The following is a 15,818-nucleotide window of genomic DNA, read 5'->3' as shown; positions in this document are numbered from 1 at the left end:
TTGAAAGGCCGCTCTACGCGGAGGAGCAATGAACAAAACAGGACCCCAAGCCTTCTTAAGCGCTTTTACCGCTGGCCACCTTGGCGTTACCACCAGCATAAATCAAGCTGGCCTGCCGGAACCGTTTGAGCGCTTCTTGCGCGAGAGCAGCAAGATCGACGAAGGCGAAAACACGCACCAAGTCATCATTGGCAAGAGCCGTGACAGCATGAGCTTCCCCAAGGGCACACTGCGCGGCGGTGCATCGTCCAGCGCTTCTGGTCTGCTCGCCGGGCTGTTGAGCCGCATTTGATGGAGAAAAATCATGGCTAGCAGCGAGTGGACTTTGTGGCACCTAACTCCAATAGTAGGTTGGGTCGCCGGCGACCAACAATTTGATACCGGCCCAATGGTACGCCGAGCGGTACCGGCTGATCGCGTTCTGAGCTCTGTCTACAAAGAAACCAGCAGCGGGTATTCGATGCCAACAGGTGGCAATACCGAGATTTGGTGTGGTAGCGATGAACGTTTGATCACCAGCCTGCTGAACGAGTGGGGTGCTGCGCCCAATGAGCTTTGACAGGAACTTTATGCGCTACTGCGCCCGCTGCAAGCGTGACACAGAGCATTACCTTTTCAATGGTCGCCTGACCTATAAACTGTGCGCCTGGAAGCGCATGAACTGATCGAGGAGAATATGGCAGCATCGACCAACTTGAAGTCCTGCACGCGGCTTTGACGGACGCGGTGGGCGAACTGAGCGCCTTGGGCCACACACTGGTCAATCAGGGCTAAGACACCATCACCAGGATCATCGACGTTCTGCGCATCGCATTGTATGGCACCGATGGGCGTGGCAACGGTCCCCAGCATTTTGCCAAAGCACGTGCCGAGCTGGCGGCGCACCACAAGGAAGACTCGGCGGCAGCCGAGTAAAGGAAAAGCACAATGAACAAACCAGCGAACTATCTACGACAGCCGGCAACGTTCGCAGGAAACGGCCGACTGTATCGAGGAATTGTAAGCCTACCAAACCACATGACGAATGGCGCGTTCGAAGAACGGATTGTTTTCTTCGAATCGAAGACTGAACAAGCCGTAGGCGCACACCTTGAAGCGCTTTTGGAAAAGGTGTGGTGTGTCGATACAAAGGGCTGGTGCGAGGACGGTATGATCTACAACATCAACTCGGCCCGCGAACTGCATGAGCAATCGCTGAACGAAACGAACGGGCCAAGCGACCTGATGTTGTTTGAAACTGGTGCGGGTGGGACCGGCATCGAAGCGATTGGACCAAACCGCACCCATTATGCTCAAGCCGATACGGTGGATATGTTCGTCACCCCACTCGTGGCACGACGCCTGCGCGACGCGCTGGAGGCAATCGAACTCGCACGTTCTGACGAGGCTCGACGCCGCAAAGCTGAATGACACCTTGGGGTCGCCTGTACTTCCTTCCGGACGACGACGGATGCGTTGGAACACTATCGCCATGAACTGTAGAGTGCTTAGCAAACTCGGCTGCTGTAGTAAAGCCGAGCTTATCGATTTACCGACCAATCGAGGTGAAGAAAAGTGCCTGATCAATTAATATCTGACTTTCATGAGGGCGCTGGGTCCGGCGCCGTATCTATTGTTGGATATGAATACCAGATCGATGTGTCGGTCTGGCTGGCGCTCGACCTAGTGCTCGCCAGCAAGCTGACGCATGAGCTCGTGCTCGAGCCGGCCACGGAGGAAGACATCGAGGCCGATTTGACCGAGTACGAACCAGGTCGGATAACGAGCACTGTATCAATGGATGGCTATCGGCTAATCGTTCAAGCGAAACTACGGACAGGAGATGCTTGGACCGTTAGCGGGATTAAGGCCCTTTTGAATCACGGCGAGGTGCGGGAGTCCGCTGCGCGACGGCTCGCCACGCCGTCGGCGCGGTACTTGCTCGTCACAAGCGCCGCCCTCAACGGCGAAACGCGAAAGTTGCGTGTCCGTCGGGCGAGCATCTGGCCGGGGGCGACCAATATGCCTGCGTCCATAAAGAAAATGCTTCCGGCCGACGCGGCAGGGCGCGTTGCCATCATCTGCAATCAGGACGAAGAACGGCTAGCTACCGACATTAAACGCCTACTCACGGAAAGCTTTCGTGTGCCGAATGCGCGATTGGAAGCCTGCCGTAGAGCTTTACGCGACGAGGCCAGGAACCGGATGGGCGGCGCTGGAGGCGGCCGTTGGACGCGATTGGAACTCGAGAGACTTATCCGGAGGCATGACGGATACATCGCGAGCTCTCCCGAGCTCGAACACTATGTCCATCCAACGAACTGGTCAGACCTGCTCGCCGCCATGGACAAGCGAGGCGCTGCGTTGATTATCGGTCAGTCGGGTACAGGCAAGACAATGGCGACTGGAAAGCTTTACGAAGAGCTGCGAGAACGTATCCCTGGACTCACTCGCGTGCCGATCACCCTAGGGCCCCAACAGATTAGAGACGATAAGACCGAACCTCCTGTCCTCTATGACATTGAAGACCCATGGGGACGGTTCGACTTCGATCCAGCGAGCCGCCCGTGGAACGATCAGCTCGCGGGTTTTCTTGGCGATGCCCGCTCCAGCCGAATGATTGTCGCAACTTCCCGTCTCGATGTGGCTCAGAGCGCTGGTGCGCTGGATACCGTTAAACCTTGGCTTGTTAACTTGGAAGCTGAACATTACGGTCCGACTGAGCGTCGCCGCCTTTACCGCACGCGAATTGATGCTCTGCCGCGCAAGCTTCAGCCGATCGCGAAAAACCATGAGGTGTCGGTGCTGTCTGAGCTGGCCACGCCTCTAGAGATCCAAAAGTTCTTCGATGCACTGCCCACGATAGATTTCGATGACCGGCGGAATCCCGGTGCTTTCGTCGCCGAGGCTATCCGTCAGGCGCACCAGAATTCGATCGAGCGCACCGTTATCGACCAAATCGAGGAAAGACGTGACGTGCGTGCGGCCGCGGTGGTCTGGGGCTTACTCAAGGCGAACGATCGATTGTCGCTTAAGCTGTTGCGGTCGGTCGAAGAGAAGTTGTCGGAGCATAGCGCCCAGTTTGAAAAAGGTGTGTCGCCGCTAATTGCATTCTTTGTCTCAGCTCGCAACCTGCGTCAGGCAGAAGCGTCCGTCACTTATTATCATCCACGTGTAGAGGCTGGGATCGAAAAGGCCTTGACGCGCGACCGCCTCGTCGCCAGGAAGACACTTCGAACGCTCATTGATATTTTAGTTTCACCGGATGGCCCCGGGGAGGATTGGGGTATTGCCGCTGCCGCTCGGTTGATCGCGGCCGCTGATCGCACACCAGAGCTCAAGCCCGAGCCGACGCCTGGTTCTCAGGCGAAGATAGACGCGTGGCTCGCGGCCCAACTCGCCGAAGGTGGAAAAGGTTTTCGGGGCAACTTGGATCTAGCCGCGGCGGCGGGATCTGCCAACAGCAACGTGTCCGAGGCCGCCCGTTTCCTGCTGCACCGTCCGGACCGAAGCTTCGGCGGCATGCATTGCTGGGGTACTGCACCACACGCTGATGTGTGGCATGATCGGTTACGCTCCGATCCTGCCGTCAAAGTGTTGGTCGAAACCTTTATAATTGAATTACTGCCAAGAGATCAAGATAGTTTTTCCGAGAACTTCGTCGTCGAAGCTGAGCGCTTAGCAGGAGAGCTCACGCCGGCATTCTTGGCTGCAGCATCCAAAGCGGTTCACTACGGCGTGACGTACAGCAGTGATGCCATCGCGGCGGGCGCTCTCAACGATCTTACTGGGTTCGAGGCGATTGTAGATATTGCTGCGGACGTCCTAACGCCGTCCGAGGCAGACCGCAGAAACGCGGACGAAACCCGTCTCGCAATTATCAATAATGAATACAGCGACGATTACGCCAACCATCTTCAGGAGAACGAGGACGGCCACACTGCCGGCGAGTTTCTGAAAGCATATGTTGATCGGGTGAGAACAACCGTCGGATGGCGAAAACTTGCCGAGCACCGCCACTGCGACCGGCTACGGTATTATTGGTTTTGCTCGCTCGCAAATGAGGATGAAGCGAACGCCGACGAGATAGCCGGAGCGGTTGCGACCGGCTTCGGCACCAAGGATGAGGGTACGCTATGGCGGATTCTCACGAAAGTCTGGGATCCGATGTATAGAGGCGAGTTGATCGGCCGGCTTGTATCTGGCCACCCAGAGCCGTCCGTTCGTCAGGCAGCTCTGAGTTGTCTGATTGAACGAGAACCCGATTTCTTGACAGAGATCGTCAGTGATCTCAGAAATCAAGGTCGAGAGTCCCGACTATTAGAGATCGCCATAGAATTGGGCGAGTTTCAACATCGACATTCCGGTTTCAAAAAAAACGTCCTACACGAGCGCACTGCCGCGGCCGCGGCGGCCGCAGTGCTAAAGCTCCCTGTTCCGTTTGGGGAAGTTAGCCAGGCAGCCATTGCGCTAAAAAATAATAAATCGCCTAAGTTTTCTGATGCAGCTTGCGCTCTTATCGCACGCATGAATTTCACCAGCGAGAATCTGCGGGTGTTTCGGTTTATGGTCGACCGGCACATACAGATGCCTATTGCGGACGATGTTCGTTGTGTTCTCGTACAGTCCGATGACGATGGCGCGGCAGTCGAAGCGATTGAGGCGGCCATTCGTCATTGCATGACCGAGGAAGTGCACGGCGCGCTGAAGCACAAGTTCGCCGCAGTAATCTCGCGCGCGCTCAAGGCTGTCGCCACTCCTTTGCCGGCGCCATTGCCGCAACATTTACTCGCGCTTGTTGAAGCGAAAGCCAGTCCTGTGCGAAAAACGCTCGTCGAACTTCTTGCAGAGAAGCCACACCCTGAACACCTACCCACGTTACTTCGCCTCGTCAAGGATAGCTGGTCCCCAGAATCTCGCTATCACAATGAGGATGACATCTATCCCATCGCGCGGGCCGCAGTGCCGGCCATCGCCAAGCTCGGTGCCATAGATACGCCAACTGCAGATGAGCTCTATCGAACTGCGATAGATAGCCGGGACCCTGACCTGCGATATGAGATTTTCAGGCTTCTGGTTGCCAATGCAGAAATCGATTCGCAAGCGCGCTTGCTCGATCTTGCGCTCAATCCTGGACGCAAGGCTGTTCGTCGGGCGGCAGTGCACGCTCTTATGGCGGTTGCCGATCACGTCGCACCCGACGTGATCGCACGTATTTCGGCCCGGGACGTTTCGCGTCGGATCGAGCCAGTGGCCTCGCGACTTCTCCTCCTCCTCGCTAAGCGCGGCGACTTGCCCCATGTCCTCGCGATCGCTGAGACACTGGCAACCAACGACAAGCGCAGAGTCCTCCTGCTACTCGTAATCTGGGTGATGCGGGCCCGAGATTTGCCGACGGCGAACCGAATAGCTACGATGCTGCCTGCCAACCATCCTGCGGTCGCATGGGCGCTTGCGGGCTCCGATGGTAAGTTCGACGAGACCATGCTCGACGATTTGGGAGATCAGCTCAGCGATGAAGAAGTCCTATTGTTCATGGCGCCGAAGAAGAAAAATTGAGGTCCCTTCTTACCAAAAGCGTGTCGGACGCTAATTAATGGGAAAGATCCAATGCGACCATCCGTTCGCCTGATTAACGTAATTGTCGCCGCTCCCTTCTTCGCGTACGTGGCCGACGTGGCGAGCGCACCGCACATGTGCGTCATCACCGCCTCTGAAGACTTTTCAAAAGTGACAATGTCACAACTTACAGGCAGAGTTTGCAGTGCTCTGCTTATGGCGTCATTGGCAAATGAAGAGGGCAAATTAATAAGCGCCCAACTTGACTCAAAGAAGTGGGATGGGACCAATCGAATAGAGCGGACCGAAATTATGGCACGAGGTATGCACGCCCTCACTGAACGCAATATGTGCATAGATACCGCTGCAAAAGCGAGAGAAGTGTTTCTGCGCCGGTTTAAGCGGGAGCCACACTGCAATGATATGAACAAGAAGTGACCCACGGAAAGTGCCCAGCCTATTCAACACTTCCAAGGAGCACTGTTCGCCATGCACACCGATGGCAAAACGGTCTAAATGTGTAGCGGCTCGCGTTTGACAACGGCCGTGCTCGCATTCGACGTTGTTTTGGGCTCGAATTAACTGCAAGCGGCCAAGCGGCCGCGCTCACGCTATCTGCAAATGGGCTTGCAATCGTTGGCGCCGGCTCGCATTCCAGAGTGGCGTGCTCGCGCTAATTGCAAGCATCCGAAAGCTATGGACATTGCCTCGTTTGGGTCTGGACAAGCTGGTGACGATGTCTCGAAAGTGCTGTACCACCCCGTGTGAGAGACGAAAATTGTCTCGATGGCGGCACCTCGCATGGCTGCGTCTGTACGATACAATGTTCAGTATGCAATTTCCGCTTTCGGCCCACCGCCGGACACTTGCACCGCCCAAAATATAAGGCAACTAACCTCGGCATCGTCTGCGTGTTGCAGCGAACCCGCAAGCAAGAGAGAACAAGAGTGTACCTTGCCAAACTAGTGATCAAAAATTTCCGCAAGCTCAAACACGCGGAACTGTCGTTTCAAGCCGGCCTAAACGTCCTGGTCGGCGGCAACAATGTCGGCAAGACGGCCGTGGTCGACGCGTTGCGTGCACTGCTGGCTGGTCATGACGAGCCCTACCCGCGGCTCGGTGAAGACGATGTTCACCGGCCCAACGGCGGCTCCCCATCAGGTGACATCTTGTTCGAGTACGTGTTCAGCGGGCTTAGTCTCGACGATGAAGCGGACTTCCTGGCCGCACTCGTGCCAGGCGCTGCCAGCGGGCTCGATGCACACATCAAGATCCGCTACTCGGACGCCGACAATGCCGGCCGCCTGCGCGCCAAACGCTGGTGCGGCGAGAACGAGGACGTCGGCCTGACGGCGGACATGATGGAGAACCTGCGGGGCGTATACCTGCCGCCGCTCAGGGATGCGTCCCAAGGCCTGAAGCCGGGTCGCACCAGCCAGCTTGCGCGTCTGCTGCAACTGCTGGCCGACGATGCTGGCATCGATGGCATCAACAAGGCGTTGCAGGAACTCGATGGCAAGCTAAAGGCGCACCTGCCCATCGTTAGTACGCATGACGCGATCAACTTCCAGCACAAAACGATGCTGGGACCGCAACTCGCGCAGCTGCTGGAGGTCGGTCTGAGTGCTAGCAACTTCAAGAGCTTGAAGTCCAGATTGTCGCTCCTGGTGGACTCCTTCGAGATCGAGCAGAACGGGTTGGGTTTTAACAACTTGGTCTACATGGCGGTCGTGCTGAGCGAGCTGACCAAGAATCCAGACTCCTGTTACCGGGGCTTGATCGTAGAGGAGCCCGAGGCGCACCTACATCCCCAACTTCAGGCCGTGCTGCTCCAGTACCTGCAGTCCATACAGGTGATCGAAGGCGAAAAACCAGTCCAGCTCTTCGTAACGAGCCATTCGCCAAACTTCGCGAGCATCGCCGACCTGGACAGCCTGGTGTGTCTGGTCGACACGGGTGCCGCCGTAGAGACCTTCCTCCCGCGCAGCGTGGTTTTTAAGAAGGGCAAGCGCGAGAAGCTGGAGCGCTACCTCGATGTCACCCGTGCCGAGCTCTTCTTCGCCCGCCGCGTAATTTTCGTGGAGGGGGCGGCGGAGCTCATGATGATAAACGCGCTGGCCCAGCGTGTTGACTGCAATCTACGCCAGCACGGCGTGAGCCTCATCAGTGTCGAAGGGCTGAACTTCGACTCGTTCCTTCCCCTATTCGGAGACGCGGGGTTGAAGATTCCTGTCGCGGTCCTGACGGACGCCGACCCTGTGCCGCCCAAAGCCGAGCCCCAAGCTGAGGCGGTGGCCGTAGGCTGCATGCCTCTACCGGCGCCTGCCGTTGAAAGCGCGGGCGCTTCTGAAGAGGAAGAGGAAGAGGAAGAGGAAGACACAGAGCCCGTCTACCCGGCGCCCGGTGACGCCATCACCGTCTCGGCCAACACCGCTAAGATGAAGGGCTGCGAGGACGCATACGTTAAGATCTTCTACGGCCTCAAGACTTTCGAGTACGACCTGGCACTGGAGGCCACCAATCGCACGGCCATGCTCAAGGCGCTGGCCGAGTTACACCCGAGAATCGCCAAGTCGTTGACCCTCACGGTCGATATGGAAGTCGGCGACGCTGCCAAGGCCAAGGCGCTGTTCCGCGGCATGTTTGAACGCCCGAAGAACAACGTCAAGAAAGGCAGCTTCGCCCAGTCTCTGGCGCAGGTCATTTCGGACGACAAGGTTGCTTTCACCGTGCCAACGTACATTCAGGCTGCCATCAAGCATGCTTGCCAGTTGGCGGCGACTCCGAAGCCATGAGCGCGTTGACACCCGAGCAGCAGTCCGTCGTCGACGCGCCGATGGTGCCGCTGTGCGTCGTCGCGTGTGCCGGTAGCGGCAAGACAAAGACGGCCGTGCACCGCCTCGTGCAGATGCGCCGCAATCTCGGCGATGCGCGTGGCCGCGTGGCGCTGCTGTCGTTTTCAAATGTCGCCGTCGACACATTCCGCAAGGCCTACAACGACCTGGCAAGCAGTTTGCCCTCCGGCGCAAGGCGGTCGCGGGTTGACATCGACACACTGGACGGCTTCATCACCACCAACATCATCCGCCCGCATGGCCATCGGACCATGATGTCCGCGCGCCCGGCCTTCCTGGTGACGGGCAACGAAGCCTTTCTGGAGGGCTTCAAGTTCTCGACGTCGTCGTTTCCCCAGCCAATCACCTCGCTGCACCTGGCGTTCGTGAGCGGTGACGAGGTCTTCTTCCATCTCTATAACGACCAAATAGAGTTGGTGGACGCGTCCATGGCGCGCAACCTCATCGCGAAGCTGGGTAGGACCGGCGCGTACACACATGACCTGGGACGGTACTGGGCATACCGGGCGCTAAAGGAGCGGCCCGAACTGCTCACCGCCGTTGCTCGCCGGTACCCGCATATCATGATCGACGAAGCTCAGGATATCGGATCGGTGCACGAGGCCATCCTGGAATTGCTCATCGGTGCCGGCTCATGTGTAACGCTCATCGGCGATCCTAACCAAGGCATCTACGAGTTCGCGGGTGCCGACGGCAAGTTCCTGACCGACTATCACCAGCGCGCTGATGTTCAGCAACACTCGCTGCAACGGAACTTTCGGTCGGCCCCCAGCATCGTCGATCTGGCTAACAGCCTGTGCGGCCGCGGCGATGTTGCGGAGCGGCCCGCACCCAGCACACCGCATGGCGCATTCTTCACGGGCTATAAGCGTAACGAGCACCCCGAACTCATCGCCGCCTTCAATGAAGCGATGTCCGCCGCCGGCTCCGACGCCAAGCGTTCCGGCGTTCTCTGCCGTGGCAAAGGCCTGGCGAAGACTCTGCGTGGCGACGAGGCGACGGCCGGTCAAGGCCTCGTTAAGACTCTGGCCGCTGCTGCGGTTCTACGTGACCGGAGGAAGGACTTCCTGAAGGCTTTCCAGCACGTGGCCGTTGCCGTGGTCGCGCTGCTGGACAGCCCACCCCATGGGCTTGTGAGCCAGATCACGCAGCACTCCATCAATCCGCAGGATAGGAAACTCCGGAAGCAAATATGGGCATTCACACGTGACTCGGTCAGTGGGCTCCCTTCCTCGTCATTGGTCGCCGACACGCAGTGGCACCCTTTACTCCTCGCCCGCATCAAGATCCTCCTCGCCCAGATAGTGACGAATTTTGGCCTGAAAACGATCGATAACATTGGGCATAAGCTGTCCAAGAGGGCGTTACCGAACTTGCCGCTCGCAAGCGTTGAGGAGCTGGCTGACAGCGATGCCCATGCGCTGCGAGTCGACACCGTGCACAGGGCGAAGGGAGAAAGCCTGGACGCCGTCCTGTACATGACGCTCAAGGAACATGCGCAAGCGTTGCTTGAGGGCGTCGAGACTGAGCTCGGCCGCATCGGCTATGTCGCGGCGACTCGGGCTCGAGACCTGCTTTGGGTGGCTGTGCCGCACAATTCTTTGAAGGAACTCAGGCCTGCTCTTCTGGCTAGAGGATTAAAGGAGGTGCTCTCAGTTGACAGCCCTTCGCGCAGGACGACAAAGGGGCACTTGCCGGCCTGAGCCGTCATTTGCAGTTATCGTAAGCGGGCGACCATGGAATGCGAGCCGGCGCCGTTGATTGCAAGCTAATTTGCAGATAGCGTCAGCACGGAACCCCTTTCGTTTGCAGTTATTTCGAGCCGAAATCGGTTTCGAATGCGAGTACGGCCACTTTCAAACGCCAGCCATTACATATATGAATAAGGAAGATCCTGAATTTGGGGGAGAAGCTTGGGCGGTCGAGGAGGTAGACCCGAGCGTTTCATGCAGCTATGGCGCCGCCCGGGCAGTAGCCATCCGGAGGTGGCGCAACAAAGCGCTGCGACGTGGCCGGTGGACCGCAAGTTCCGCGGGCCTGACAAGCATTTTGCGGAGGACCGTGCCAACCCGGTGCCGCTGGCCATCGTTATCTGTGAGCTGCGACGCTTAAAACTCCGGTGTGGCGTCGCTGGTCGCTGTGGAAGGTGGTGGCGCGCGTCGATGTCACTGAGCACCTGGCCCTTTCGTTCACCGACGGTGTCAATGATTGGTCGACCGACCCGCCACGTTCCTCCATCATTTTTTTAGGTGAGGATAGCTCGGCTGTACTCCACGTACGGGCCGACGCAAATTACCTATTTGTCTCGTCGACCTTTGCTAATTCGACAAATACCCATTGGCCGCGTAGATATTTCGAAAAAAATTGTCCAATTAGCTTTGCATGACTCAATTTAAGCGCTATACGTTCACGGATGCGTCAAACCAATTTGTTTGAATTGACACATTCCCTACCATCCAACGACATAATTATGAAAGGCTTTAATATGAAAAATCTTCGGAGTACCGCGACTTTTGCTGTTTTGTTGGTCGCTGCAGGTGCCAATGCACAACAGCCCGCACCGTACGCTAGCGCTGCCAACACAACGAAGTTCGTAAGCGGTTCGGATTATGCTGCTACGCTCGCTGCTCGCGAGTTAATTAAAGCCCTCAACAACGTGCCAGATGAGAAGATCGCTATCAACATTATCGACATGCAAACAAAATCCGCCACCCTGAAGGCTACTTTCCCCGGGTATGTATGTGATATGGAGCTCATGAAAAATGAGACTGCAAACAAATACGGCTGGGTTGTTCAGAACCCTGGTTGCAGGAAGATGGCACACGTCGGCCCTGCTCCGTCTGGTCGTAGCGAGCAACCTCTGCCAAAGTAGTTCCCGTTTCATGCGTGTTGAAATCTGTACAAGCTGGGGCAAGCGTCGCGTAAGCGAATCCCAGCTCCCCGACCTATCGTTCACCAGCACATTGTCTTGTGGCGCCAGTCATCTTCGCGAACATGCGAGACCTAGTCCTTCGCCTTGAGGTCTTCCAGTCCGAGGATGGAGAGTTTCACGATATCCCTGCGGCCAGCCATCAACTTGGCTGACAACCGCCGCGGCGTCAGCGACGTCGTTGAGAACGGAAAAAAAGGAGCCGAGGCTCCTTTTTGACATTGCCGCCGGCTACCACCAGGTGACTAGGGGTGCCAATGCAGTGAACGCGTTAGATTGGGGGAAGGACATCGGGGCCCACGGACGCCAAGCCTGCGAGCTGGGCCTTTGCCGTCGCAGCTGCCTCTTCTTCGAGCGCATCTTTGACCCTCTGCAGTCGCTTTTTTTGCTCCTTCAGCTTAGTGACAAGGGTGCGGACGGCGCCGTCGCTTCTCTGTTCCTGCGGCAGGGTGGCTGCATGCGAATGGCGCGTGGAGAGCTACTGCTCAGACATCATAAGCTGACTAATTGGCGTACATAGGGTTTTCACCCACATGAACCGTAACGTCCGACGAGCCAGGTAGAATTTTTGATAATGGAAACGTCGGCAGGCCAAAAGTATCGAATGTCCAAACCACAACAGAGGAACCATGGACGATCCGATATGTTTCAAGTCGGACCACTTTGATGTGACGTGTCTTGCCCGGAACAATAATGATTTCCTCGGCAGCAGTACCAAGTACGGCAACATAACCGAACGGGCTATCCTCACGAACTTCCTTGTTGGTCCTGACTTTATCGGCCGCCGGCGCTTGCGGCGAACTAGCGTCAGCGGCCGATGCGGTCGACGAAATGACGAGTGCGCCGGCGACCACGCATGAGAGAAATATAGATGACAGTTTCATTTTTGAGTCCTTGTTTTGTAGTTAGAAGGCGGCGAACGCCGCCTGTGGAGCGATATCTCGTCTTGTCCGAAATGGCCGTGCGAAACTCGCCGGCGAGTCGGATATTTCCCGCCATCTGATTTCCAAAAGACGGGATACGAATTTAGGTATAGAGGCGCAGACCAGGAACTGGCCAGCGTATCTCAACGTTGAATGAGGGATGCCTGGAAGGATTCAAATAGTCTGGGGCTTGGCGGTATAGGAGCCAGATGGCCAGACTTGATGTGCGCTTGTTGCAGGCTTAGCGACGAGAAAACCATTTGGGCCGGCGGGGGCCGTCGGAAATGTGCGACTCGAAATCGAGTTCGGGAGGCAGCCGGGTACGCTCAGCATTTGCGAGCGAACTCAGATTTAGCGAGCTGGATATAACAGCGGCCGACAGGGTGCAGCCTGCAGGACAGACCGTCCCACAACCTTGCTCCGCAATTGTATCGAATGCCTCTGCTTCAGCTACATTCTCGGGCAGTATCGCGATAGTACCAGCCGCGTCCGCGCTTCCCACGATATTGCACAGCCCTGCCGCCCAGGCCGTTTGAAGCGGCAACAGGATGATCAGAAAGATGAGGAGAAGGCGTTTCATGGCCGCATTATACAATCACATTCCGATGATAAGTCGGCAATGTCCTCACGAAATGACGAGACTCAACTATGCCAGTTGCGAAACGCCCCGCGCGGTTGGAAAAGCCTTGACCTTCAACCTGCTACAAGGTGTGTAATACCCGCAATAACGTCGCTGTGAACGGTCAAGAATGAAGCACCCCATCTGGAAACTATTTCTCCATCTCGCATTTTGCTACGGTTTCGCGCTACACAATGTCCACGCATCTCCCCAGTCAAACGAGCCGGAGGTCCGACAACTTTGGCAACTGCTCGACTATGTGGCCGTGGACTACGCCGGCGCCGTCCAAAACGGGTCGGTTATCAGCGAGATGGAATACAAGGAAATGCAGGAGTTTTCTGAGCGCGCCCGCTCTCAGGTTATCGCGCTGCCACCCCACGCTTCGCACGCTGCGTTGACTTCGATCGTAACTCGCCTGCAACAGGCGGTTGCACGTAAAGATCCACCGCTGCGCGTCAGCGAGCTCGCCCGGGACGCGAACAAGTTGCTCCTGGCGGCTTATCCTTTTCCGGTGGCGCCTAGAAGCGTGCCCGAGCTATCCCGTGGCGCCACGCTGTACAAGGCGCAGTGCGCGTCCTGCCACGGCGCGGCCGGAGCCGGTGACGGCCCTCTCGCAACGAGGCTTGAACCGAAGCCAATCGCGTTCACCGACAGGGAGCGGGCTCGGTCGCGCTCACTCATGGCATTACACCAGGTGATCAGCCAAGGTGTTGCGGGGACGTCCATGCCGGCTTTTGCCAGCTTGTCAGACGCGGATCGCTGGTCCCTGGCGTTCTTTGTAGGAACTCTCGGCTTCAACGATACGGACATCAAAGCGGGCAAAGAAGCGTTCGCGCGCGATACCGCGCCAGGTAAAACGCTACCGGACATGAGTGCACTTGTAACCGTGACGGAGGAGGAACTTGCAAAGGCAATGCCGCCAACTACCGCCCGGGCGGTAGTTGCGTATACACGGACCCATCCCGAAGTGGTTGGTCAGCAAAAGGGGCAGTCCGGAATCGCTCTGTCTCGTAAACTGCTTCAGGGCAGCTTGCAAGCGTTGAAAGTGGGGGACCGCGCCACGGCCACCGAACTGGCGTTGTCGGCATACCTGGATGGCTTCGAACCACTCGAGGCGACGCTTGATGCTACCGACCGCCAGCTACTGATCGACGTAGAAAGAACCATGCAACTGTACAGGGGGGCCGTCACCAGTGGCAACCTGGCGGCCGCCTCGGAACACGCACGGCAACTCGATGTCTATTTTGTCCGTGTGGAAGCGGTCACCGGCAAAGACAAAACCGACGCCACCACAGTGTTCGTCGGCGCCCTCACCATCCTCCTGCGCGAAGGGATCGAAGCCTTACTGATCGTGATCGCGATGGTTGCATTCCTCCGTAAAGCCGAGCGGCCACAGGTACTGCGCTACGTACATGCTGGATGGATCTCCGCGCTGGCGGCCGGCGGCGTCACTTGGCTAGTGGCTACCTACGTTGTCAGCATCAGTGGCGCCAGCCGGGAGATTACAGAGGGTTTGTCGTCGCTCTTTGCAGCGGTGGTGCTACTCTCCGTCGGGCTGTGGATGCACCAGAAGGGCCAGGCAGGGCAGTGGCAGGCATATCTGCACGGGCAGCTCAGCGCAGCGATGCAGAAACGCTCGGCGTGGGCGCTGTTTGCGCTTGCCTTCATCGCTGTGTACCGGGAAGTGTTTGAGACGGTCCTTTTTTACTCAGCACTCGCGGCCGATGGAAACGGATCTGCACTGCTCGGCGGATTCGTGACCGGGCTAGTTCTGTTGTCAGTGATTGCCTTCGTGTTCTTGCGCACCAGTGCGCGCATGCCAATCGGAAAATTTTTCTCATACAGCTCCGTGCTGATCGCCGCGCTGGCCGTAGTCCTCGTTGGAAAGGGAATAGCCGGTTTGCAGGAAGCAGGCTGGTTGATGGCGACACCGGTGGACGGCCTGCGGCTACCTATCCTTGGCATCTATCCAACCTTGCAGACCTACGGCGCCCAGCTACTCCTGCTTTCGGCTGCAGTGATCGGATTTGGATTCAATGTGGTGAAAGCACGGCGGTAACGGCTAACAGGGGCGGTCGGAAGCCGGTGGAATGGCCAGCAATAGTTGGATTGCGCGCGCCCTATGTTTGAAGATCATAATGTGCTTTGGTTTCCTATGCTTTCCACGCGTAGATGCCGAGCGCTATGGCAATCGTTCCGTTCAGAATAATTCCTGTTAAATTCCACCCTGGAGTGGCTGCGACTCCAAGTACGGAGACTTCTGCGCCTGTAACAAGTAGATAGCCGTGAAAAACGGTATGAAAAGCCTCGAAGCCGGAAAAAAACTTGGCGATTTCTCTTTTGCGATTAAGCATTTACGCCGTCCTTATGTGGTTTTGAAAATAAAACCCCGACGCAAATTTACCACACGGTCCTCATTGCGTCTCTCAGCATTACCCTTTGCCGGCAGGCGACACGTTCGCGCTGGCGCGGAAAACCTCGTTTAAGATGAGCACAGCGGCGCCCAGCGTGATGCCAATGTCAGCGATGTTGAAAGCTGGCCAGTGATGTACCCCGGCGTACAAGTCGAGCCAGTCCACAACTCCCATGCGAGCGGTTCGATCGGCCAGGTTTCCGACGGCGCCGCCGAGAATCATCGCCAGACCAAGCCTTTCCACAGAGCCGATCCGGGGCTTTCTTATCATGTGAATCAAAAATGCCGATGCCAGTACGGCTATCGCTATGAACAAATAGCGTTGCCAGCCTCCCGCGGTGGCGAGAAGACCAAAGGCCGCACCTTCGTTGACCGCATGAACTAGGTTCAGCGACGGCATCAACTCGATTTTCTGACCGTACGCCAGGTGTTTAATCACCAGAGCCTTGCTTCCGAGGTCGGCCGCACAAATCAGGCCGGCAAACAACACAGCAGCGAGGGGAGTTAAAGGCTTACGCATATGGTTTTTGCTAACAGAGGA

11 protein-coding genes are annotated in these 15,818 nt (G+C 57.1%); 7 read left to right on the top strand and 4 right to left on the bottom strand.

The features are described 5' to 3' along the window. Positions 1 to 28: 28 nt before the first annotated feature. The 6 genes from JAB8_RS09685 (at position 29) to JAB8_RS09650 (ending at position 11,265) form a co-directional block, all read left to right on the top strand. On the top strand, positions 29 to 292 hold the full coding sequence (locus JAB8_RS09685; RefSeq protein WP_070289345.1) for a hypothetical protein: 264 nt from the start codon (positions 29 to 31) through the stop codon (positions 290 to 292). 635 nt (positions 293 to 927) lie between these two features. After that, a complete protein-coding gene (locus JAB8_RS09675; RefSeq protein WP_139142996.1) occupies positions 928 to 1,410 on the top strand; it encodes a hypothetical protein in 483 nt (160 codons plus the stop codon). Between the two features lie 144 nt (positions 1,411 to 1,554). Beyond that, entirely contained in the window at positions 1,555 to 5,538 is a 3,984-nt protein-coding gene (locus JAB8_RS09670) for a HEAT repeat domain-containing protein (RefSeq protein ID WP_139142995.1), read from the top strand. A 947-nt stretch (positions 5,539 to 6,485) separates the two neighbouring features. Continuing rightward, on the top strand, positions 6,486 to 8,333 hold the full coding sequence (locus JAB8_RS09660; protein WP_070289368.1) for an AAA family ATPase: 1,848 nt from the start codon (positions 6,486 to 6,488) through the stop codon (positions 8,331 to 8,333). Beyond that, positions 8,330 to 10,096, top strand: a complete 1,767-nt coding sequence (locus tag JAB8_RS09655) for an ATP-dependent helicase (protein WP_070289341.1) — start codon at positions 8,330 to 8,332, stop codon at positions 10,094 to 10,096. The genes JAB8_RS09660 and JAB8_RS09655 overlap by 4 nt, the downstream gene beginning before the upstream one ends. A 767-nt stretch (positions 10,097 to 10,863) precedes the next feature. After that, complete coding sequence (locus JAB8_RS09650; RefSeq protein WP_139142994.1) at positions 10,864 to 11,265, top strand: hypothetical protein; 402 nt, start codon at positions 10,864 to 10,866, stop codon at positions 11,263 to 11,265. A 560-nt stretch (positions 11,266 to 11,825) separates the two neighbouring features. Here the strand turns inward: JAB8_RS09650 and JAB8_RS28110 are convergent. Next, positions 11,826 to 12,206, bottom strand: a complete 381-nt coding sequence (locus JAB8_RS28110; RefSeq protein WP_071650215.1) for a CzcE family metal-binding protein — start codon at positions 12,204 to 12,206, stop codon at positions 11,826 to 11,828. A gap of 280 nt (positions 12,207 to 12,486) precedes the next feature. Continuing rightward, the gene (locus tag JAB8_RS28980; protein WP_139142993.1) at positions 12,487 to 12,825 is read right to left on the bottom strand and encodes a hypothetical protein; all 339 of its coding nucleotides are present in this window, start codon (positions 12,823 to 12,825) and stop codon (positions 12,487 to 12,489) included. Between the two features lie 169 nt (positions 12,826 to 12,994). Between JAB8_RS28980 and JAB8_RS09640 the strand changes: the two genes are divergently transcribed. Further along, complete coding sequence (locus tag JAB8_RS09640) at positions 12,995 to 14,923, top strand: cytochrome c/FTR1 family iron permease (protein ID WP_070221987.1); 1,929 nt, start codon at positions 12,995 to 12,997, stop codon at positions 14,921 to 14,923. Positions 14,924 to 15,017: 94 nt separating this feature from the next. Here JAB8_RS09640 and JAB8_RS28975 read toward each other — a convergent pair whose 3' ends face one another. Both JAB8_RS28975 and lspA read right to left on the bottom strand, forming a co-directional pair. Then, positions 15,018 to 15,218: a hypothetical protein gene (locus JAB8_RS28975; protein ID WP_139142992.1), complete on the bottom strand. Its 201-nt coding sequence runs from the start codon at positions 15,216 to 15,218 to the stop codon at positions 15,018 to 15,020. 78 nt (positions 15,219 to 15,296) lie between these two features. Then, positions 15,297 to 15,797 carry a signal peptidase II gene (gene lspA, locus JAB8_RS09635; RefSeq protein ID WP_070221985.1) on the bottom strand — a complete coding sequence of 167 codons (501 nt, stop codon included), beginning with the start codon at positions 15,795 to 15,797 and terminating at the stop codon, positions 15,297 to 15,299. Positions 15,798 to 15,818 lie beyond the last annotated feature (21 nt).

The sequence above is a fragment of the Janthinobacterium sp. HH106 genome, assembly GCF_001758725.1.
GTDB lineage: Bacteria > Pseudomonadota > Gammaproteobacteria > Burkholderiales > Burkholderiaceae_D > Janthinobacterium.
Note: the sequence above shows the minus strand (reverse complement) of the source record. Positions and strands in the feature narration are given on the sequence as shown.

Bases quoted from the DNA above. Each gene is read 5' to 3' on its own strand.
- JAB8_RS09685 (WP_070289345.1), top strand. From the start codon at position 29: ATGAACAAAACAGGACCCCAAGCCTTCTTAAGCGCTTTTACCGCTGGC.
- JAB8_RS09675 (WP_139142996.1), top strand. From the start codon at position 928: ATGAACAAACCAGCGAACTATCTACGACAGCCGGCAACGTTCGCAGGA.
- JAB8_RS09655 (WP_070289341.1), top strand. From the start codon at position 8,330: ATGAGCGCGTTGACACCCGAGCAGCAGTCCGTCGTCGACGCGCCGATG.
- JAB8_RS09650 (WP_139142994.1), top strand. From the start codon at position 10,864: ATGAAAGGCTTTAATATGAAAAATCTTCGGAGTACCGCGACTTTTGCT.
- JAB8_RS28110 (WP_071650215.1), bottom strand. From the start codon at position 12,206: ATGAAACTGTCATCTATATTTCTCTCATGCGTGGTCGCCGGCGCACTC.
- JAB8_RS28980 (WP_139142993.1), bottom strand. From the start codon at position 12,825: ATGAAACGCCTTCTCCTCATCTTTCTGATCATCCTGTTGCCGCTTCAA.
- JAB8_RS09640 (WP_070221987.1), top strand. From the start codon at position 12,995: ATGAAGCACCCCATCTGGAAACTATTTCTCCATCTCGCATTTTGCTAC.
- JAB8_RS28975 (WP_139142992.1), bottom strand. From the start codon at position 15,218: ATGCTTAATCGCAAAAGAGAAATCGCCAAGTTTTTTTCCGGCTTCGAG.
- lspA (WP_070221985.1), bottom strand. From the start codon at position 15,797: ATGCGTAAGCCTTTAACTCCCCTCGCTGCTGTGTTGTTTGCCGGCCTG.